Below are 19955 nucleotides of genomic sequence, written 5' to 3' on the forward strand. Positions count from 1 at the left end.
AATAAATTTTGACAGTAAGTAAAGAGTTTTCTATATTAGACTTAACTTTTGAGAAGTAAGGGAAGGGCTATGGAAAGTGTAAATGTGGGTTTGTTGGGTGTTGGAACCGTTGGCAGCGGCGTTGTAAAGATTCTAACCAACAACGCTGACATAATAAAAAAGAGGCTCGGCTTTGAGTTAAACCTAAAAAGGGTCTATGCCAAACAGATAAAGGACGATGTTAGGCCGCTCCTTGAGGGCAAGATAGCATCGGGTTATGAGGAGTTGCTTGCAGACGACATCGATATAGTCGTTGAGCTTATTGGCGGGACGAGCTTTGCAAAGGAGTTTATATTAAAGGCGATACAGGCCAAAAAAAGCGTGGCAACGGCAAACAAGGCACTGCTTGCAGAATACGGATACGAGATATTCTCAGAGGCCTTCAAGAACAGGGTGGATATAGGCTATGAGGCTGCTGTTGCAGGTGGAATCCCCATAATCAAAGCCATAAAAGAATCACTGGCTGCCAACCATATAAAATCCATCAAAGCCATAGTAAACGGCACCTGCAATTACATATTGTCGGAGATGTTCTATAAGGAGATCTCATTCGAGGAGGCCCTAAAGGATGCCCAGGAAAAGGGATTTGCCGAGGCAGACCCTACATTCGACATAGAGGGCATCGATTCAGCGCATAAAATGGCCATATTAAGCTCCATATCGTTTGGCGATAATGTCAAGGCCAAGGATGTTTACACAGAAGGTATAACCAACATAGACCTTCTGGATATAAAGTTTGCAGATGAGTTCGGCTATAGAATAAAGCTCATCGGCATAACCAATCTGTTGAACGGAAGGATAGATGTAAGGGTGCATCCAACACTGATAAAGAAAGACGACATACTGGCAAAGACAGACGGTGAGTTTAACGCCATCAAGGTAAAGACAGATATGAACGATGAAACTGTCTATATAGGAAAAGGGGCAGGGAGCCTGCCTACGGCAAGCGCCGTTGTGGCAGATATCATGGATATAGCAAGAAACATCAAAAACAAAACAAATCTCAGGGTTCCTTTGATGGCATTCCCTTTTAATTATGTGAAAAAAAGGGATATTATCAACATAGACGATTTAACCATGAGCTATTACTTAAGGTTCACGGTGAAGGATCAGGCCGGTGTTTTATCTAAAATCTCAGGCATCTTGGGTGAATACAACATAAGCATCAAAAGCGTTGTCCAATTGGGTAAAAACGAGGAATGGGTGCCGTTGATTGTATTTACACACAAGGCCAAAGAAAAAGACATAAAACAGGCGTTAACAATCATAGAGAAGCTCGATATAATAAAAGAAAAGGTGCTTTTGGTGAGAGTGGATGATGAAGAATAAAAAACTGTGGGGCGGTAGGTTCTCCTCATCAACCGATAGCGTAATGGAGGCATTCTCAGAATCTATCAGTTTTGATAAGAGGCTTTATGAATACGATATAGCAGGCTCGATAGCACATGCGCAGATGCTTGCAAAACATGGCATAATAAAGGATGAAGAGGCCGATAAAATCATCGAGGGCTTGAGAAAGATAAAGCGGATGATAGATGAGGGGGAGTTTGAGTTTAGGATAGAAGACGAAGATATCCACATGAATATAGAGCGCAAGCTCATAGAGCTTATAGGTAAGGTGGGCGGTAAGCTCCATACGGCAAGGAGTAGAAACGACCAGATAGCGTTGGATATAAGGCTATTCTTAAGGGATGCCACCATAGAGATAATAGACAAGCTTACAGGGATTCTAAAACACTTAGTTGAGCTTGCAGAAAAGCATATAGATGTTGTTATGCCCGGCTTTACCCATCTTCAGCACGCACAACCGGTCTTATTCTCGCATTACATACTCGCCTATTATGAGAAGTTCAAAAGGGACAGGGACAGATTCAGGGATACACTCAAAAGGATCGATGTGTTGCCGCTTGGCAGCGGGGCGTTAGCAGGCACAAGCTTTCCCATAGATAGAAAGTATGTGGCAGAACAGCTGGGTTTTTCAACCATATCGAGAAACTCCATGGATGCCGTATCGGATAGGGACTTTGCCATAGAGTTTCTATCAGATGTTGCTATATGCGCCATGCACGCCTCAAGGTTTGCCGAGGAGATGGTGATATTCTCCTCCCAGGAGTTTGATTTTGTCGAACTGCCCGATGAGTTCTGCACAGGCTCAAGCATAATGCCGCAGAAGAAAAACCCGGATGCTATGGAGCTGATCAGGGGTAAAACGGCAAGAACTTACGGCAATCTAATACAGATGCTGGTTTTAATGAAGGCTCTGCCATTAACATACAACAGGGATATGCAGGAGGATAAGGAGTCTCTCTTTGACTCGATTGACACAATAATGGGCATATTGGATGTGCTAAACGGCGTTATACCCAGGATTAAACCCAAAGTAGACTCATTACAGAAGGCGCTGGATAAAGGCTTTATAACAGCAACCGATTTAGCGGATTATTTGGCAAAAAAGGGTATGCCGTTCAGGGAGGCGCATAAGATCGTTGGTCAAATCGTGGCCTATGCTGAACAGAACAATAAAGAATTAAACGATATATCCATAGAGGAGCTAAAGTCGTTCTCGGATTTAATAGAAAACGATGTGCTTGATGTGCTCCATTACAAAAAGGCCGTAAACTCAAGAACGAGTTATGGTGGAACGGCAAGGGAGAATGTGATCAGGGTTATAGAGGAGATAAAAAAGGAGCTTACCGTTAGGAGTGATGGTAATACGGTTGAATGCCAGAGATGCGGCTATCCGGTTAAGGTTTACAGAAATCCGATTCCAACGGTTGATGTTATCATAAAGGTGGAAGGCAAGGTTGTTCTTATAAAGAGGAAGAATCCCCCATACGGATGGGCCATACCGGGCGGTTTTATAGATTACGGTGAGTCCGCCGAGGAGGCTGCCGTAAGGGAGGCCAAAGAGGAGACGGGGTTGGATGTTAAATTGGAGGGTATCTTAGGTGTCTATTCAGATCCGAACAGGGATCCCAGGCAGCACACCATAACAACGGTGTTTATAGCCACCGCATCAGGAAAACCGAGGGCCGGTGATGATGCAGAGGGCGTGGGCCTGTTTGATAGTAATAATCTGCCAGAGCCCATAGCGTTTGACCATAAGAAAATACTTAAAGACTTCTTTGAGAAACATAATGCCTGAAACCTTTGAATTAGAAAGCGTAAGCGGTATTAAAAAAAAAGTTCACCTAAAGAGCAAATGCCTATCCAACGACATAATAAGCGTAGGAAGCATAAAACTCTTTGAAGCAACCCGCCAGATACTGAAAAATAGAAACATACTAACCGAAAGCCAGATAAAAAATTTTCTATACCCGTCGCTTTCCCAGCTGTACAATCCGTTTCTTCTAAAGGATATGGATATTGCAATAAACAGAATTGCAAAAGCTGTGTATAGATCCGAAAAGATATTCATCGTGGGCGATTACGATACAGACGGTGTGACATCAACAAGTCTGTTATTGAGGTTTTTCAAAGAGATTGGCGTTGAGGCCAACTTTTACATACCAACCAGGGATGACGGATACGGTTTGAGTTTAGAGGCCATAAAGAAGGCGATAAAGGAGAAGGCGAAATTAATAATAACGGTCGATAACGGCATAACCAGCATAGATGAGGTGGAGTTTGCAAAGACCGTTGGCATAGATGTTATTATAACAGACCACCACGAGCCGCAGGATATATTGCCCAACGCATTTGCCGTGATCGATCCAAAGAGGAGGGATTCAAAATTCCCCTTCAAGGAGCTTTCAGGCGTCGGCGTTGCATTCAATCTCATCATGGCTTTAAGAAACAAACTAAGAAAAGACGGTTTCTTTAAGACAAGGAAAGAGCCAAACCTAAAGAAGTATCTGGATCTTGTGGCGCTTGGCACGCTGGCCGACATAGTTCCGCTCTTGGATGAGAATAGGGTGTGCGTAAAGATAGGGTTGTTTAACAAAAACCACTCCACCGTGGGGCTTGAGTTGTTGAAGAAGGTCTCAGGAATAGAGGGGTCTTTAACATCCAGACATGTGGGTTTTGTTATAGCTCCACGCATTAATGCGGCAGGCAGGCTATCTGATGCCTCTATAGTGGTGGATATGTTTTTAAAGGACGATGAGAAGGAGGCAGAGGCTATAGCGCTGAAGCTTGAAGAGATAAACAACCAGCGGAGGAAGCTCCAGCTTAAAATCATAAACGAGGTGGAAAAATACGCAAGGGACTTAGAAAATAGCGTCATTGTTGCAGCCAAAAAGGGGTGGCACAAGGGTGTAATAGGTATAGTGGCAAACGCCATAGCATACAAATTCAAAAAACCCACCATCATCATAAGCAAGGAGGAGCATGTCAGCATAGGCAGTGGAAGGAGCGTTGGCGAAATAGACCTGTTTTCGGCTATAAAGGAGACATCGGATATACTGGAGAGGTTTGGTGGCCATAAGATGGCTGTAGGCATCACCATAAAGAACAACAGGATAGAGGAGTTTTCCAAAAGGCTGGATGAGATCATATCAACGAGGTATTCAAGCGATGCAACATTAGCCAAATACGATGTCGATTGTGAGGTGCTTCTATCCATATTCAACAGGAAGTTTGTTGAGGAGCTTTCTTTACTTGAGCCTTACGGGCCGCTAAATGAGGAACCGCTATTTTTAGCCAGGAATGTTTTGGTTAAAGAGGAGACAACCATCCTGGGCAAATACCCCAAATACCTCCTTGATGATGGAACATCATACCTGTGGATGGTTAGCTTTGACGATGTAAGGCTAAAGGTGGGCAATATATACGATGTGGTGTTTTCTGCTTACATGAAGAACGGTTATATGTCGTTTAGTTTAAAAGACGCCTTTTATGTATACTAAGGAGGAAACGGTGAGATTATCAGAGAATGCTTTGGTGGTTTTAAAGAGCAGATACCTGCAAAAAGACACAGACGGCAACATTATAGAGACACCAGAACAGCTAATCGAGAGGGTGGCCTCTGCCATAGCAAAAGCCGATGAGAATTACGGTTCAAGCAAGGATGAGGTATCCAAAACCAGGGACGGTTTTATCCAGATTATGTCTGAGTTGAAATTTCTGCCCAACACGCCCACACTGGTTAATGCAGGCAGGCCGCTTGGTCAGCTTTCGGCCTGTTTTGTTCTGCCTATAGATGACAGCATGGAAAGCATATTCGATGCCGTAAAGGCCACAGCCTTGATACATAAATCCGGTGGCGGCACGGGTTTTTCTTTCTCAAGACTCAGGCCGAAAAACGACATAGTCTCATCGACAATGGGCGTCTCCAGCGGTCCTGTATCCTTCATGAAGGTGTTTGACTGCGCAACCGAAGCTATTAAGCAGGGTGGTGTAAGGCGAGGGGCAAACATGGGCATACTAAGGGTTGACCACCCCGACATACTGGATTTTATACACTGTAAGGATAGGGAAGGGGAGTTTTCCAATTTCAACATATCCGTTGCCATTACGGATAAGTTCCTAAAGGCCTTGGAAAACGACGAGGAGTATGACCTCATAAACCCCAGAAACAACGAGATTGCGGGCAGGCTAAAGGCCTCGTTTGTCTGGGATGAGATAGCAAAAAGCGCACACAAAAGCGGTGAGCCGGGCATTATATTCATTGACAGGATAAATCAGAAACACCCCCTATCCAGCGAGGTGGGAGAGATAGAAAGCACCAACCCCTGCGGTGAGCAGCCGCTCCTGCCTTATGAGAGCTGCAATTTGGGCTCTATAAACTTGGGTAAATTCGTAAAGGGTAAAAAGATCGACTGGGACGATCTAAAAGAAACCGTTATAACGGCTGTGCATTTTCTTGACAATGTAATAGATGTAAATAAATACCCCTTGGACAAGATAGAGGAGAATACAAAGAAGAACAGGAAGATTGGCCTTGGCGTAATGGGCTTTGCAGATATGCTCATAGACTTAGGCATACCGTATGATTCAGAGGATGCCGTAAAGCTGGCAGAGGAGGTCATGGACTTTATACAGAAAACATCCAAGGAGGCATCCAGCGAGCTGGCCAAAAAGAGGGGCAATTTCCCCAATTACAAATACAGCGTATATGCAAAAGAAGGTATACCGATGAGGAATGCCACAACAACGACCATCGCACCCACAGGCTCAATCTCCATGATAGCCGACGCCTCAAGCGGTATAGAACCCATATTTGCACTGGCCTATTACAAGCAGGTGTTAGATGGAAAAAGGCTTCCGTATGTCTATGAGAGGTTGTTCAATATCCTAAAGGAGAAGGGCATCTATACAGATAAGCTTGCAGAGAGGATAATCGACAACAGGGGAAGCCTGAAGGGAATAGACGATATACCAGAAGAAATAAGAAGGATATTTGTCACGGCTATGGACATATCATATAAAGCCCACATAGACATACAGGCGGCTTTCCAGAAATATACAGACAATGCCGTCTCAAAAACAATCAACATGCCAAACTCAGCCACGGTTGGCGATGTAAAAGAGGCATACAACTATGCATACAAAAACGGCCTTAAGGGCATAACGGTTTACAGGGACGGTTCAAGACAGGAGCAGGTTTTGGTTGTGGCCAAAAAAGAGGACAAAAAGCCAGCAACAGGCTTTACAAGGCCCGTCGTATTAAACGGATTTACAGAGAAAGTCAAAACATCCAGGGGAACCCTCTATGTAACGATAAACACGGTAAACGACGACCCGATAGAGGTCTTTGCAAATATAGGCAAATCCGGCGGTGATATATCCGCCTTAAGTGAAGCCATAGGAAGGTTGATTTCCATAGCGCTTCAAAACGGCGTTCCCGTTAAAAACATCGTAAACACGCTAATAAGCATCACAGGCGCACAACCCATATGGAGCAACGGCAGGCTCATTAAATCGGTGCCCGATGCCATAGCTCAGGTTTTGAGGGATCACTTCTTAAGAAACGGTAAGCAGAAGGAGGAGCCCAAGGTAATCGTCGGTGAAGAGTGTCCTGAGTGCGGCTCACCCTTGGAGATAGTCGAAGGATGTGCTGTCTGCAGGAACTGCGGATACTCAAGGTGCGGCTAAGGAGGGGTTATGGATTTAGAAAAGGAAGTCCAAAGGCAATTTGAGGTTATAAAGAGAGGAACAGCTGAAATCATAGACGAAGAGGAATTGAAAGAGAAGCTTAGGGACAGCATAAAGAACAACAAACCTTTGAAGGTAAAGGCCGGTTTTGACCCCACTGCACCGGATCTGCATCTTGGTCATACCGTCTTGATTCAGAAGCTTAAGCAGTTTCAGGATTTGGGTCATGAGGTCTATTTCCTAATCGGTGATTTTACCGGAATGATAGGGGATCCAACGGGAAAAAGCGAAACAAGAAAAGCCCTAAGTAAGGAAGAGGTTGAAAAAAACGCACAAACATACAAGGAGCAGATATTCAAGATACTCGATAAGGACAAGACCAAGGTCGTATACAACTCCCAATGGTGTTCAAAACTCAACGCAGTCGATATGATAAAGCTGGCATCGACCATGACTGTTGCCAGAATGCTCGAAAGGGACGACTTCTCAAAGAGGTTCAATTCAAACAAACCCATATCCATACACGAATTCCTATACCCCCTGCTTCAGGGGTATGACTCTGTGGCCTTAGAGGCCGATGTTGAGCTTGGCGGAACAGATCAAAAGTTTAACCTCTTGGTTGGAAGGCATTTGCAAAAACTCCAGGGTCAGAGGCCGCAAACGGTTATCATGATGCCCATACTGGAGGGCCTTGATGGCGTTCAGAAGATGAGTAAATCGTTGGGCAATTATGTCGGCATTACGGATCAACCAAACGACATGTATGGTAAGATCATGTCCATATCGGATGATTTGATGTGGAGATATTACGAGCTATTAAGCGACAGGGATCTTGAGGAAATCAACCAGATGAAGGAGGATGCAAAATCCGGCAGGCTGCATCCAAAAAAAGCCAAAGAGATGCTGGCATTTGAGATAACCAGGCGCTTCCACGGACAAAAAAAGGCCGAGGAGGCAGCTGCGTTCTTTGAGGAGCTGTTTAAAAAGAAAGAGATACCTGAAGAGATAGAGAAGATAGAGTTTGATACAGAAGAGCAAGAGGTGTGGATATGCCACCTGCTTAAGGGAATAGGCTTTGTTAAAAGCTCATCAGAGGCAAGGAGAATGATAAAATCCAATGCCGTTTCTATAGACTCAAAGAAGATAACAGATGAGAACCTAAAACTCCAAAAGGGCGACTATGTTATAAAGGTGGGTAAGAAAAAAATTGCAAGGGTGAGTGTAAAATAATGTTGATTGCGGTTGATATAGGCAATACGAATATAGTAATAGGCGTGTTTTTAAGGGACAGGTTTCTAAATTTCAGGCTCAGCACAAGCCTAAAACTAACGCAGGATGAATACTGCATAAACCTATACAACCTATTCAACCTGTATGGATTGAACGAAAAGGCCAGGGGAGCGGTCGTCTCCTCGGTTGTGCCCCAAATAACGCCCAGGATGACCAACGCCATAAAAACCGTATTCAACATACAGCCGTTGGAGGTCGGGCCTGGCATAAAGACGGGTATGCCTATAAAATACCACAACCCTTCAGAGGTTGGCGCAGACAGGATCGTCAATGCCGTAGGTGCCTATGAGGAATTCAAAGACGCCTTAATAGTGATAGACTCAGGAACAGCCATAACCTTTGATGTGATAAACAAAAAGGGCGAGTATATAGGTGGTGCAATAGCCCCCGGCATACACATCTCAGCAGACGCATTGGCGCTAAAAACGGCAAAGTTGCCGAGGGTGCCGTTGCAGATGCCGCCTGAGGTTATAGGAAAGACAACCATGAACAGCATACAATCCGGCCTGTTTTACGGATACCTATCCATGATAGAGGGGATGATAAAAAGGATCAAGGAAGAACTGGGTCATGACTGCACTGTGGTTATAACAGGAGGGGATAGCGCCCTGTTTTATAAACATCTAAAGGAGATAGACCATTTTAGACCGTATTTGACCCTTTTTGGATTGAAGGCTATCTATGAGAAGAACACTTAAAATAGGTGTATTGGGTGCTGGCAGCTGGGGTAGTGCTATAGCCAATCTGCTTGCCATAAACGGGCACGATGTGCTTTTGTATGTAAGGGAGAGGGATCTCTTTGAGCAGCTAAAGGCAAGAAGGATAAACACCGTATACTTAGACGGTGTGGTTTTGAATGAAAGATTAAAATTCACAAACAATATAACCGAGGCGGCAGAAGATAAGGATGTGGTTGTCTCGGCAATACCGGTCAAATACCTAAGAGAAACACTGAAGCTTATAAGCTTGCCTGTTGAGGGGCTGGTGGTCTCTTTAAGCAAGGGCATGGAGAATGAAACATTCTGCAGGCCTTCAGAGATCATACAGAATAGCTTGAAAATACCAAACGACAGGGTTGTGGTGCTAAGCGGACCCAACTTCGCCAAAGAGGTGGCAAAGGGTCTGCCCACAGCCACTGTGGTGGCCTCGACATCCAGGCCGTCGGCAAGATTGATACAGGAGGCATTTAGCAATAGCTTCTTTAGGGTTTACACATCAGACGATGTTGTGGGTGTTGAGGTATGTGGAGCCTTGAAGAACATAATGGCAATAGCAAGCGGCATAAGCGACGGGTTAAACTTAGGCGATAACGCCAGGGCAAGCCTAATAACAAGGGGCTTGAGTGAGATATCGAGGTTGGGTTTAAAGTTAGGGGCAAAGAGTCAAACATTTATGGGGCTTGCAGGGATTGGAGACCTCCTTCTAACGGCAACAGGCAATCTAAGCAGAAACAGAACCGTCGGCTTGAGAATAGCAAAGGGTGAGAAGCTAAGCGACATACTCCAAAGCATGAAGATGATCCCCGAGGGAGTAAACACGGCAAGATCGGTTTACAACCTATCGCAGAAAGAAGGCATAGATATGCCCATAACCGCTGAGGTTTATGAGATACTCTACAAAGACAAAGACCCCCTGAAAGCATTGAACGATTTAATGTCAAGGCCGCTAAAGGAAGAAAACTATTTACTTTAAGCCAATTTTGTGTTAGTTAATAATAAAAACGGAGGATAACATGGCAAAGGAGAAAGAGGCCCAGGCCGAGAATCAGGAAGGCGGCAAAAAGAAGGGTAAAGGCAAGCTGTTAATAATTATCATAGCGGTTGTTGTTTTGGTTGTCGTGGGCGTTGTTGTAAAGATGTTTGTGCTTGGCGGCTCAAAGGGTAAGGAAAAACCCAAGGAGGCTCATAAAGCCCAGGCTGCCCATGAACAGGCCAAGGAAGAGCCAGAGCCAGAACCCGGGCCCGTTGTTGAGGATGCACCGATAAACGAATCCCACCTAACGCCCGTTGTTATAGGGCCTATAATAGTCAACTTAGCCGATGTGGGTGGCGATAGATACCTGAAGGTTAAGCTTGTGTTGTTAGAGGCTAAAAAGGCCGCAAAGAAAGAGAAGGAAGAGGGTGAAAAAACCGGTATTTCACTGGAGGATGCGGTTGTAAGGGATACGATCATCTCTGTATTATCGGCAAAGACATCGGATGATCTCTTATCTGTGTCGGGAAAAGAAGAGCTAAAAAACGAACTGGTCAGCGCAATCAATCAAGCTCTGCACAGAAATCTTGTTAAGAAAATATACTTTCTTACATTCATAATACAATGATATCAAACAAACAGATAAAAGAGGAATTCAAGGATTACTTCGATATACCTCTGAAGTTGATATTTGACCTTGCAACAACACGGGTGAAGGTTAGGGACCTGCTAAAGTGGAAAGAGGGTGATGTAATAGAGACCAACAAGATGGCCGGAGAATATATAAGCATAGACATAGAGAACAAGCCGTTGGGTATGGGAGAGGTTATAGTATTGGATAACAAATTCGCCATAAGGATAACAAGCATATACACCAAAGATGACCTGATGGAACTCAATGTAAAATGATTCCCCTTGTGTTTGCCTTCTTTTTTATCTCATCAACATGCTATGCATCTGAGGCGCCCGACTATTGGGGCTATACACTGAGGTCTTTGGGAAGCCTTATTCTGGTTTTGGGGGTCATAGTATTGTTTTTTTACATCATCAAGAAGATCAGCAGGGGTGGCGGTGTATCCTCATCCAGAATAAAGATAAAAAACAGGCTGTATTTGGACAACAAGCGCTATCTGGCGGTGATAGAGGTGGACGGAAGGGAATTCTTAATAGGTGCATCCGATTCGATAAATATACTTATGGAACTGAAAAACGATGATAAAGAGGATTAGTTTTCTATCCATTATCTTTATACTTGTTGCCTTGGGCAGCTATGGCGCCGATGTTGTGACTCCATCACTAAACATAACGCTCCCTGCCACCAACAACCCCACAACCGTCGCCGAATCCATAAAACTGCTTATAATATTAACGGTATTGGCGCTGGCTCCCTCCATCCTGATAATGATGACCTCATTCACAAGGATCATAATTGTTTTAGCCATACTAAGGCAGGCCTTAGGAACCCAACAGATGCCGCCAAACCAGATACTCATAGGCATAGCCCTGTTTTTGACGCTGTTTATAATGTCTCCACAGATCAAAACCATATACCAGACGGCTTATCTTCCGCTTCAGAAAAACCAGATAACACTTGAGGAGGCATATAAGAACGCAACAGAACCGCTAAAGGCGTTTATGCTAAAACAGACCAGGCAGAAGGATTTAGCGTTGTTTTTAAGGATAGCCAAAAAACCCAATCCCAAAAACCCGGCCGATTTAACTATGGACATAGTAATCCCTGCATTTATCATTAGTGAGCTAAAAACCGCCTTCGAGATGGGATTTATCATATACATACCGTTTTTGATAATCGACATGGTCGTATCCAGCATACTTATGAGTATGGGTATGATGATGTTGCCGCCTATAATGATATCACTGCCCTTCAAACTGCTTATATTCGTATTGGCCGACGGATGGAATCTGGTGGTGATGTCGCTGTTTAAAAGCTTTGCGAGGTGATTTATGGATATTGCAACGGTTGTGGCCGTAGGCAAGGAGGCCATGAAGGTCACCATGCTGATTTCGATGCCCATACTATTGGTCAGCCTGCTTGCAGGTCTTCTTGTTAGCATATTCCAGGCCGTAACGCAGATTCAAGAGATGACATTGACATTCATACCCAAGATACTTGCAACGGCGATTACGGTGATCTTTTTGGCTCCGTGGATGACAAAACTTTTAGTAAACTATGTTATACAGTTGTATTCGTCGATACCAACTTTTATTAAATGAACGATTTGTTGTTTTATTCGACCCACTTTTATGCCAATTTTATAGCTTTTCTATTTGTTTTATTGAGGGTTTCAAGCGTTGTGGTGTTTGCACCCATCTTTTCATCCTCATCCGTCCCGCCTCAACTTAAGGCGGCCTTCAGCCTTGTTTTTGCCGCTGCGCTATTCCCGACGGTAAGGCAATACATAAACATAGAGAGCCTAAACTCGATGTATCTATTTGCCGTTACGCTTAGAGAGTTGGTGTTTGCCATACTCCTATCCCTGACAATACACTTCGTATGGAGCGGGCTTGAGCTTGGGGCGCAGTTGGTTGGGTTCAACATGGGTTTTTCCATTGCCAATGTATTGAGCCCTGAGGAGAATATACAGATATCGGTTCTTGCAGAATTTGAGAGTATATTTGCCATATTGGTATTCCTAATCATAAACGGCCATTATGTCTTCCTTCAGGCGCTTGCTATGAGCTTTGAGGCGGTAAAGGTGGGCAGTTTTGCGCTAAACCACAACATATTTACCATATTCAACAAACTCATAATCACGCTCTTTGATGTGGCCTTTACCGTGCTTGCTCCGGTGATAATAGCCCTATTTATAACACAGGTAGTTTTCGGTGTAATTGCAAGAACAATGCCCCAGATGAATATAATGATTGTGGCCTTTCCGCTGAGTATAGCCATAGGGTTCATTACGCTGGGGGCTTCGTTTATGTTTGCTGCTGAATCGCTAATACATTACTATCAGCAGGCGTTTAACTATATCTATGCAATCATAAGGGGTGGATGATGCCTGATGAGGATAAAACCGAACCGGCGACCCCGAAACGCAGACAAGAGGCAAGGGAAGAGGGCAAGGTAGCAAAATCCGTCGAGCTAAACAGCGCCTTTCTCCTATTGGCCGCTGTTATATTCTTCTATTTCAATGCCAGCAACTTCTCTGAAAAGATCACCGATATGCTTGCATACTTCTTTAACCTATCGTCCTACTTTGAGATAAACCCGGACTCTATAGGTTTCATAATAAAAAGCATAAACAAACAGCTATTATCCATACTGCTGCCGTTTTTTATCGTCATGGCGATTATAGCCTTCCTTATCAATGTCGTTCAGGTGGGCTTTCACATAACCCCCAAGGTTCTTGAGATTAAATTCGACAAAATCAATCCGATAAACGGCTTTAAGAATATGTTTTCCTTAAGGTCGTTTGGCGAGTTGGTTAAATCCATCCTGAAGGCCTCTGTTATGGGCTATATCCTCTGGATATTCATAAAGCACAACATCAACAACTGGACATCCCTGTCGGATACCAATCAGATAACCGTGTTTCTGTTTATGCTTAAGAGCATGTTTTCCATTGTTGTATACCTTCTCATCTTTATCGTATTTGTGGCTGTTTTGGATTATCTGTTTCAAAGATACACATTTGAAAAGAGCATAATGATGACAAAACAGGAGGTTAAAGACGAGTATAAGCAGATGGAGGGCGATCCAAAGATAAAACAAAAAATCAGAAGTATGCAGATGGAGATAGCAAGAAAGAGGATGATGGAAGAGGTAAAGAAGGCCGATGTTGTAATCACCAACCCCACACATTACGCCGTGGCCTTAAAATACGATGCAGCCAGCATGAATGCACCCAAGGTTGTAGCAAAGGGTATAAACCTCATAGCAAAAAAGATCAAGGAGATAGCAGAAGAAAACGATGTGCCGATAGTTGAGAAACCGGAGCTGGCAAGGGCTTTATACGAAAAGGTTAAATTAGACGCTGAGATTCCCGAGGAGCTCTATCAGGCTGTGGCCGAGATTCTGGCCTATGTATTCAAACTAAAACAGCAATCAGCAGGCTAAAGTTTTTCCGTTTTAATCCGAGATAATAGACAGAAGGAGGTGCCGTATGGATCTGGGTGGTTTTACCGTATTGGGTTTAGGAAGCGGAATGGACCTTCAGGGTCTTATAGATAAATTGATAAAGGCCGACAGCCAGCCGCTTCTCATGGCTCAGGCCAAAAAACTCCAGTATCAGACATACTATAAAACATTCAACACATTCGAGAGTAAGCTTCAGAAGCTTGCAACGGACGCCTCCCAGATGATAAATGACTTCACCTTCCAGACGGCAAGCGTTAGCGATGAGGATATAGCAGAGGCCCAGATTAGTGGCAACCCCACATCGGGTATGCACAACATCACAGTAAACAGTCTTGCTCAAGGTCAAACATGGATATCAAACAATACGGGTGATACGGGGTTTACTTCCAAATCGGATAGCATCGCAAACGGCAGCGGTAAGTTCGTCTACAAGATAGGCGATAAGGAGTATTCCATAGACATAGACAACAATGTGCTCTCATCAACACCTACAACGCTTGAGGAGTTCGTCAACGCCATAAACAAGAACGATTCAGGACTTCAGGCAAGCCTCTTATACACAGGCTCTGAATACAAGGTGATATTAAAAACCCCAGAAGGCACAGATAACAACCTAACGATCGTTCAAAATGACACAAAGATAGACTTTGGTGATGGTGAGGGTGGCAGCGGACCCGCTATTGAGTCCTCTGATGCGAGCCTAACTATAGACGGCATAGACATAACATCAAAATCCAACACGCTAAGCGATTACATACCGGGTGTAAGCCTAACCATTAAAAAAACCGGTTCATTCAATCTATATATACAGACAGACTACTCCAAACTCGTTGAGGACATGAACAATATAGTTAACGATTACAACGACATGATCAAATACATAAAGGACAATCAAGACTTTGATGACAAGACCAATGTCGCCGATGCCTTCTTCTGCAATAGCACCATAGAAAACACAGAGAACAAGATAAGCAACCTGCTTTTGGATTCATACGGTGATAAAAACTCAAACTTCACATCGCTGGTGGATTTGGGATTAAACCTAAATAAAGACGGCACATTGGAGTTTGACTCATCGAAGTTTCTCTCTGCCCTTCAGAGCAATTTTAAGGAGGTAAAGAAGGCTTTGGTGGAGACAGATACAGCAGCGGCAGATGGGTTCTTAAGCAGATTACACGACACCATAAACAACATGACATCAACCAACGGTTCTATAGAGCTGCAGAAGGATTACATAAACACAAGGATAGACAACCTAAACGACCAGATAGAAACACTGCAGAAGCAACTGGATCAAGAAAGAACCATGCTAACTTTAACACTGTCTCAAATGGATGAGTATATAGGGTCTTTGAAAAACCAGAGCGATTACATGGAAAAAATATTTGACAGTTCAAACAAGAAGTAAGGAGGCCTAAAATGTCTACCGGCATCAATAAGATTACAGGTTCAGAGGCTGCTATGCAAAATCAGATAAACAACACACACAAGCAACCAGCCCAGGTTAACCCGCAGGCTCAGGCACAGAAGGTGGACATCAAGGATGTGCAGAAGGGCTCAACGGGTGGGTATCATAAGAAGTCTTTAACTGAGGAGGACATAAAGAGGGTTATAAACAAGATAAACGAGAATGTCAGCAAACTCAACAAGGATGTAAAGTTCACCTATAGCGATACGATAAAATCGCTTGTCGTTAAGGTTGTGGACGCAAAGACGGGTAAGGTTATAAGAGAGATACCGCCGCAGGAGGTAATAAACCTGCAAAAGAAACTGTCAGAGGTGGTTGGTATAATTTTTGATAGTAAGGAGGTAGAAAAATGACGGCTAACGAGGCTTATAATACCTATAAGAACATGATGATAAATACAACCGTGGACAAGCTGCAGATCGTTGCCATGTTGTATGAGGGAGCCCTTGGCTTTGCTAAGAACGCCATTGAGTCGGCAAAGGAAAACGACGAGGAGGCCTTCATAGACAACATGAACAGGGTTATTGGCATCATATTGGCCCTGAGGGATTCATTAGATCCGAATGCAGACAAAGAGACCGTGGATTATCTGACAGCACTTTACAACTTTCTGCTTGAGAAATCCATAAAGGCCATCGAGTTATTCTCAGAGGGTGCCTTCTCTGAAGAGGAGTTCTCCATAGTGGTCAGATACCTCGCCCAGATGCACCACATATGGACCACAGAGGTAATGAACAAGGCTGACTAAATCACCCCGTTTGAGCCTTGAATGTATCCATAAAGGCATTCTTCTCTTCGATTGAAGAGTAGGATGCCATCCCCTTGAAGAATGTTGAATAGGTATTAGCAACAATATCCTCGTTGGGCGCATTCTTGGCAATATCATTAACCATATTTACATAATCCTCAAAGAGGGAGGCCGCTTCTGTGGTGTTGCCATAGCCCAAAATGGTGTTTGTTTCTGTTATAAACTCATCGGCAAAACCGTATTTATTGGTATTGACAAAACCGTTGAGCCATTCATTTAAATCGTAATTCCTCGTTTTGATGGTATGTGCAGCCTCAAATAGCTCACTAAACTTATCGCTGTTTTTGAACTCATCCAGGGCCTGTGTGGTCTCCATCCACTTATCGGAATCACTGTTGGCCAGACTGACAATAACATCCCTTGCCCCTGCTAAAGCCTGCTCTGAGATGCCCTCTTGCTGTGATAGGGTGGTGTATATATCGTTTAATTTCTTTCCAAAAGCCGATATGGTGGCATACTTCTGGCCCAATGTCTGAAGTGTTCCTACTATATCGCTGGAGTTGTTTTTATTGTTATCGTTTTTAAACAGCTGATTAACCACATATTCATTCAAATAGTTGTCAACCTTTATAGCCATGGCATCACCTCCTTTTGTAAATAATTACAACAAACAACGGCAAAGTCAAGAATAAATCTTGAAAATAGAGGCCAAATAAGTAATATTTTCAGGGACAAACCCCAACGGGGGTTATTAAAAACAGGAGGAGTACAATGTCCAAAAATCAACTCGATGCAATATTTACAGATCCCTTTGACCAGCCAAAAGCTGGATACGAAGAGGTAAAACAGTTTGTGGAAACCGTGTTGGATAAAGCACCCCACTATGCCGTGGTTGAAGAGCTTGAGAATGTGGCTGAATATGTTGTTTTGCTGGAGAAGCTGTTAGAGGAAAACGGCATAGATTTCAGCGATGAGGTGTTAAAGGAGAAAAAGATACTCAATCAGGCCGAGGTGGACGATCAGAAAAGGCTGTTTTTGCTTCACTTCTCGGGTAAGATAGTCAGAAAAGAGGGTGCTGTGGTATGAGTATAAAAAACGACCGCTGGATTATAGAGATGGCTAAAAAGGGCATGATAGAGCCCTTTGCAGACAGACAGGTCAGGGAAGGGGTCATAAGCTACGGTGTTAGCTCATACGGATACGACATGCGCATAGCCGATGAATTTAAGATATTCACCAATGTAAACAACACCATAGTTGACCCGAAGGACTTTACAGAAAAGAACTATGTGGATTTTAAGGGCGATGTCTGCATTATACCACCCAATAGCTTTGTTCTGGCAAGGAGCGTGGAGTATTTTAGGATTCCAAGGAACATCTTGACGGTGTGCGTCGGTAAATCCACATATGCAAGATGCGGGCTTATAGTGAATGTCACACCGTTTGAGCCGGAATGGGAGGGTTATGTCACGATAGAGATATCCAATTCAACGCCCATTCCAGCCAAGGTTTACGCCTGGGAGGGTATAGCTCAGGTGCTGTTCTTTGAAGCAGACGAGGAGTGCCTTGTAAGCTATGCCGATAAAAAGGGTAAATACCAGAAACAGATGGGGTTAACGCCGCCAAAACTCTAAAGGGAGGTATGTATGTCTGGTCATAATAAATGGAGCACCATAAAACACAAAAAGGCCAAAGAGGATGCAAAAAGGGGGGCTATCTTCACCAAACTGATAAAGGAGATCACCATTGCCGCTAAATTGGGTGGGGGAGACCCTGAAAACAACCCCAGACTCAGGATGGCTATAGAAAAGGCCAAAGAAGCCAACATGCCCAAGCAAAACATAGAAAAGGCCATAAAGAAGGGCACAGGTGAGTTGCCAGGAACCACCTATGAGGATGTTATATACGAAGGATATGGGCCTGGCGGAGTGGCTATGATAATAGAGGCCACAACCGATAACAGGCAGAGAACGACGGCCAGTGTAAGACACCTTTTGAATAAATTTGGTGGCAGCCTGGGTGAGAACGGCTGCGTCTCCTGGATGTTTGATTATGTGGGTTATATGACATTTGATAAAAACTCAACCGATGAGGATGCCCTATTTGAGGCGGCCTTAGAAGCCGGCGCAAGCGATGTCAGAGAGAATCAAGAAGATGGTGTTTTTGAGGTTATAACAGAGCCGAAGGAATTTATGGCTGTAAAGGAGACCTTAGAAAGCCAGGGCTTTAAGCCGCAAACAGCCGAGCTAACAAGGATTCCACAGAACACGGTAAAACTCGAGGGCGAGAAGGCCATTAGCATGCTGAAACTCATGGAGGCATTGGAAGACGATGATGATGTATCGCATGTATATGCCAACTTCGACATATCCGATGAGGTAATGGAGAAGTTCAGCCAGCAAAACTAAAAAAACTTAAGAGCCACATTTGTCTCTTATTAGCATTTCTATCTGTAAGAAAACATCCCCTTGGGGTTGTTTTCTTACAGTTTCAATAGCATTTAATCTTAAACTTTTAATAATCTCCGGGTTATCTAAAACCAGTTTCATAGAACTGGCTATCTTTAAAGGGTTCGACGGCTCCGATATCAAAAAGCCATTGTATCCCTCTTTTATTAACTCACTGCTTCCAGCATAGATGCTAACAATAGGAACATTTCCGCAAGCCATGGCCTCTAATATAACCAAAGCCGATGTATCAAAAAGTGTGGGGTATATAAAAACATCACTGGCATTGTATACATTTTCTATGTCCTTTCTTCTGCCAAGCCACACAACATAATCTTCAATGCCTTTCATTCTTTTTTTAAAGAAGCTGTTTATATCTTCCCCTGCTATCAATAGTTTAAACCTATAACCCTCTTCTTTCAAAATCCTAACGGCTTTTAAAAGATATTGCAATCCTTTAAGTCTATGATTTGTTGAGACAAAGGAGAACACAAATTCATCCATTGCTATGCCCAGTTTTTTTCTCTCTGCGTATCTAAGCTGATTGTCTGGTTTAAATCTATTTATATCGACGCCGTTTCTTATGATCGCTATTCTATTTTTTTCAATACCAAACGATTCGATCTGCTTTTTCACAAACAAAGAAGGAACAATAAATGTTTTTTGGCCCGATCTGTATGTTAAATCCTCAATCCATATTGTTATCCAGTGAGACAAGGTAAGATACTTCTTGAGCTTATAAAAAAACCGCCCGAGTTTGCTTTCGTATTTAAAAACAGCCCTTTTGAAATAATACCTATGAACCCCACCACCAGATCTGTAGATGTCGTTGTAAAATGTCTTTCCAAAACCCATTATACAAACAGAAGGTTCCTTTTTCTTTAATACCTTGCCCTTAACATAAGAATAAATAGCAAAACCCAACAAGGATGGCCAACCATTGGACGGTAAAAAAACCCTATGCAATCTAATATTTTCTTTTCTTGGCAAATCATCTATCTTGATGGCATAAACATCTATCTCATATCCCATATCAGCAAGGTAATGCACTAAGTTGTATATCACCTTCTCCTGTCCGCCGTAGGTTCTGAAGTATTTATAGAAAATCACTATTTTCATGGTGGAATTCTATAA

General features: G+C 43.4%; 22 protein-coding genes. 20 read left to right on the plus strand and 2 right to left on the minus strand.

All coding sequences use genetic code 11. The features are described from left to right. Positions 1-69 precede the first annotated feature (69 nt). From D891_RS0104780 to fliS, 17 genes are read left to right on the plus strand one after another with little or no spacing between them, the layout of a single operon-like run. Positions 70-1368, plus strand: coding sequence for a homoserine dehydrogenase (locus D891_RS0104780; protein ID WP_025209891.1), 1299 nt, complete (start codon positions 70-72; stop codon positions 1366-1368). Beyond that, positions 1358-3184 carry an argininosuccinate lyase gene (gene argH, locus D891_RS09175; RefSeq protein ID WP_025209892.1) on the plus strand — a complete coding sequence of 609 codons (1827 nt, stop codon included), beginning with the start codon at positions 1358-1360 and terminating at the stop codon, positions 3182-3184. Before D891_RS0104780 ends, argH begins: the two co-directional genes overlap by 11 nt. Next, positions 3177-4886 carry a single-stranded-DNA-specific exonuclease RecJ gene (recJ, locus tag D891_RS0104790; protein ID WP_156919070.1) on the plus strand — a complete coding sequence of 570 codons (1710 nt, stop codon included), beginning with the start codon at positions 3177-3179 and terminating at the stop codon, positions 4884-4886. Before argH ends, recJ begins: the two co-directional genes overlap by 8 nt. Further along, entirely contained in the window at positions 4876-7074 is a 2199-nt protein-coding gene (locus D891_RS0104795; protein ID WP_029952015.1) for a vitamin B12-dependent ribonucleotide reductase, read from the plus strand. Before recJ ends, D891_RS0104795 begins: the two co-directional genes overlap by 11 nt. A 9-nt stretch (positions 7075-7083) precedes the next feature. Next, the gene (tyrS, locus tag D891_RS0104800; protein ID WP_025209895.1) at positions 7084-8304 is read left to right on the plus strand and encodes a tyrosine--tRNA ligase; all 1221 of its coding nucleotides are present in this window, start codon (positions 7084-7086) and stop codon (positions 8302-8304) included. Continuing rightward, a complete protein-coding gene (locus D891_RS0104805; RefSeq protein WP_025209896.1) occupies positions 8304-9062 on the plus strand; it encodes a type III pantothenate kinase in 759 nt (252 codons plus the stop codon). The genes tyrS and D891_RS0104805 overlap by 1 nt, the downstream gene beginning before the upstream one ends. Continuing rightward, on the plus strand, positions 9046-10056 hold the full coding sequence (locus D891_RS0104810; protein WP_025209897.1) for an NAD(P)H-dependent glycerol-3-phosphate dehydrogenase: 1011 nt from the start codon (positions 9046-9048) through the stop codon (positions 10054-10056). Before D891_RS0104805 ends, D891_RS0104810 begins: the two co-directional genes overlap by 17 nt. A 40-nt stretch (positions 10057-10096) precedes the next feature. Beyond that, positions 10097-10684, plus strand: a complete 588-nt coding sequence (locus D891_RS0104815) for a flagellar basal body-associated FliL family protein (RefSeq protein ID WP_025209898.1) — start codon at positions 10097-10099, stop codon at positions 10682-10684. Continuing rightward, entirely contained in the window at positions 10681-10965 is a 285-nt protein-coding gene (locus tag D891_RS0104820) for a FliM/FliN family flagellar motor switch protein (RefSeq protein ID WP_025209899.1), read from the plus strand. Before D891_RS0104815 ends, D891_RS0104820 begins: the two co-directional genes overlap by 4 nt. Positions 10966-10973: 8 nt before the next feature. After that, positions 10974-11285: a FliO/MopB family protein gene (locus D891_RS0104825; RefSeq protein ID WP_198014793.1), complete on the plus strand. Its 312-nt coding sequence runs from the start codon at positions 10974-10976 to the stop codon at positions 11283-11285. Next, positions 11269-12018, plus strand: coding sequence for a flagellar type III secretion system pore protein FliP (gene fliP, locus D891_RS0104830; RefSeq protein WP_025209901.1), 750 nt, complete (start codon positions 11269-11271; stop codon positions 12016-12018). Before D891_RS0104825 ends, fliP begins: the two co-directional genes overlap by 17 nt. Positions 12019-12021: 3 nt before the next feature. After that, positions 12022-12291: a flagellar biosynthesis protein FliQ gene (gene fliQ, locus D891_RS0104835; RefSeq protein ID WP_025209902.1), complete on the plus strand. Its 270-nt coding sequence runs from the start codon at positions 12022-12024 to the stop codon at positions 12289-12291. Then, positions 12288-13076 carry a flagellar biosynthetic protein FliR gene (locus D891_RS0104840; protein WP_025209903.1) on the plus strand — a complete coding sequence of 263 codons (789 nt, stop codon included), beginning with the start codon at positions 12288-12290 and terminating at the stop codon, positions 13074-13076. Before fliQ ends, D891_RS0104840 begins: the two co-directional genes overlap by 4 nt. Next, the gene (gene flhB / locus D891_RS0104845) at positions 13076-14137 is read left to right on the plus strand and encodes a flagellar biosynthesis protein FlhB (RefSeq protein WP_025209904.1); all 1062 of its coding nucleotides are present in this window, start codon (positions 13076-13078) and stop codon (positions 14135-14137) included. Before D891_RS0104840 ends, flhB begins: the two co-directional genes overlap by 1 nt. A gap of 46 nt (positions 14138-14183) precedes the next feature. After that, positions 14184-15566: a flagellar filament capping protein FliD gene (gene fliD, locus D891_RS0104850; protein WP_025209905.1), complete on the plus strand. Its 1383-nt coding sequence runs from the start codon at positions 14184-14186 to the stop codon at positions 15564-15566. 11 nt (positions 15567-15577) lie between these two features. Beyond that, the gene (locus tag D891_RS09485) at positions 15578-15979 is read left to right on the plus strand and encodes a flagellar protein FlaG (protein ID WP_025209906.1); all 402 of its coding nucleotides are present in this window, start codon (positions 15578-15580) and stop codon (positions 15977-15979) included. Next, entirely contained in the window at positions 15976-16374 is a 399-nt protein-coding gene (gene fliS / locus D891_RS0104860; protein WP_025209907.1) for a flagellar export chaperone FliS, read from the plus strand. The genes D891_RS09485 and fliS overlap by 4 nt, the downstream gene beginning before the upstream one ends. Before the next feature lies 1 nt (position 16375). On the opposite strand, the gene D891_RS0104865 is transcribed toward fliS, so the two are convergent. Further along, entirely contained in the window at positions 16376-17011 is a 636-nt protein-coding gene (locus tag D891_RS0104865) for a hypothetical protein (RefSeq protein WP_025209908.1), read from the minus strand. Positions 17012-17145: 134 nt separating this feature from the next. On the opposite strand from D891_RS0104865, the gene D891_RS0104870 reads away from it, so the two are divergent. The 3 genes from D891_RS0104870 to D891_RS0104880 are packed head-to-tail and all read left to right on the plus strand — an operon-like array spanning position 17146 to position 18782. Continuing rightward, a complete protein-coding gene (locus D891_RS0104870) occupies positions 17146-17460 on the plus strand; it encodes a DUF2018 family protein (protein WP_025209909.1) in 315 nt (104 codons plus the stop codon). Next, on the plus strand, positions 17457-18008 hold the full coding sequence (gene dcd / locus D891_RS0104875) for a dCTP deaminase (protein WP_025209910.1): 552 nt from the start codon (positions 17457-17459) through the stop codon (positions 18006-18008). The genes D891_RS0104870 and dcd overlap by 4 nt, the downstream gene beginning before the upstream one ends. A gap of 12 nt (positions 18009-18020) precedes the next feature. Further along, positions 18021-18782 carry a YebC/PmpR family DNA-binding transcriptional regulator gene (locus D891_RS0104880; RefSeq protein WP_025209911.1) on the plus strand — a complete coding sequence of 254 codons (762 nt, stop codon included), beginning with the start codon at positions 18021-18023 and terminating at the stop codon, positions 18780-18782. Positions 18783-18788: 6 nt separating this feature from the next. Here the strand turns inward: D891_RS0104880 and D891_RS0104885 are convergent, their stop codons facing one another. Next, positions 18789-19940: a glycosyltransferase family 4 protein gene (locus tag D891_RS0104885; protein ID WP_025209912.1), complete on the minus strand. Its 1152-nt coding sequence runs from the start codon at positions 19938-19940 to the stop codon at positions 18789-18791. Between the last annotated feature and the right edge of the window lie 15 nt (positions 19941-19955).

Origin of the sequence: Hippea sp. KM1 (assembly GCF_000526195.1) — a bacterium.
GTDB lineage: Bacteria > Campylobacterota_A > Desulfurellia > Desulfurellales > Hippeaceae > Hippea.

Excerpts from the sequence above, each read along its gene's own strand:
- fliD (WP_025209905.1), top strand. The coding sequence starts at position 14,184 with ATGGATCTGGGTGGTTTTACCGTATTGGGTTTAGGAAGCGGAATGGAC.
- fliP (WP_025209901.1), top strand. The coding sequence starts at position 11,269 with ATGATAAAGAGGATTAGTTTTCTATCCATTATCTTTATACTTGTTGCC.
- D891_RS0104810 (WP_025209897.1), top strand. The coding sequence starts at position 9,046 with ATGAGAAGAACACTTAAAATAGGTGTATTGGGTGCTGGCAGCTGGGGT.
- D891_RS0104865 (WP_025209908.1), bottom strand. The coding sequence starts at position 17,011 with ATGGCTATAAAGGTTGACAACTATTTGAATGAATATGTGGTTAATCAG.
- D891_RS09485 (WP_025209906.1), top strand. The coding sequence starts at position 15,578 with ATGTCTACCGGCATCAATAAGATTACAGGTTCAGAGGCTGCTATGCAA.
- D891_RS0104780 (WP_025209891.1), top strand. The coding sequence starts at position 70 with ATGGAAAGTGTAAATGTGGGTTTGTTGGGTGTTGGAACCGTTGGCAGC.
- D891_RS0104880 (WP_025209911.1), top strand. The coding sequence starts at position 18,021 with ATGTCTGGTCATAATAAATGGAGCACCATAAAACACAAAAAGGCCAAA.
- D891_RS0104820 (WP_025209899.1), top strand. The coding sequence starts at position 10,681 with ATGATATCAAACAAACAGATAAAAGAGGAATTCAAGGATTACTTCGAT.
- D891_RS0104870 (WP_025209909.1), top strand. The coding sequence starts at position 17,146 with ATGTCCAAAAATCAACTCGATGCAATATTTACAGATCCCTTTGACCAG.
- recJ (WP_156919070.1), top strand. The coding sequence starts at position 3,177 with ATGCCTGAAACCTTTGAATTAGAAAGCGTAAGCGGTATTAAAAAAAAA.
- fliQ (WP_025209902.1), top strand. The coding sequence starts at position 12,022 with ATGGATATTGCAACGGTTGTGGCCGTAGGCAAGGAGGCCATGAAGGTC.
- D891_RS0104840 (WP_025209903.1), top strand. The coding sequence starts at position 12,288 with ATGAACGATTTGTTGTTTTATTCGACCCACTTTTATGCCAATTTTATA.
- D891_RS0104885 (WP_025209912.1), bottom strand. The coding sequence starts at position 19,940 with ATGAAAATAGTGATTTTCTATAAATACTTCAGAACCTACGGCGGACAG.
- tyrS (WP_025209895.1), top strand. The coding sequence starts at position 7,084 with ATGGATTTAGAAAAGGAAGTCCAAAGGCAATTTGAGGTTATAAAGAGA.
- fliS (WP_025209907.1), top strand. The coding sequence starts at position 15,976 with ATGACGGCTAACGAGGCTTATAATACCTATAAGAACATGATGATAAAT.
- D891_RS0104805 (WP_025209896.1), top strand. The coding sequence starts at position 8,304 with ATGTTGATTGCGGTTGATATAGGCAATACGAATATAGTAATAGGCGTG.
- flhB (WP_025209904.1), top strand. The coding sequence starts at position 13,076 with ATGCCTGATGAGGATAAAACCGAACCGGCGACCCCGAAACGCAGACAA.
- dcd (WP_025209910.1), top strand. The coding sequence starts at position 17,457 with ATGAGTATAAAAAACGACCGCTGGATTATAGAGATGGCTAAAAAGGGC.
- D891_RS0104795 (WP_029952015.1), top strand. The coding sequence starts at position 4,876 with ATGTATACTAAGGAGGAAACGGTGAGATTATCAGAGAATGCTTTGGTG.
- D891_RS0104815 (WP_025209898.1), top strand. The coding sequence starts at position 10,097 with ATGGCAAAGGAGAAAGAGGCCCAGGCCGAGAATCAGGAAGGCGGCAAA.
- argH (WP_025209892.1), top strand. The coding sequence starts at position 1,358 with ATGAAGAATAAAAAACTGTGGGGCGGTAGGTTCTCCTCATCAACCGAT.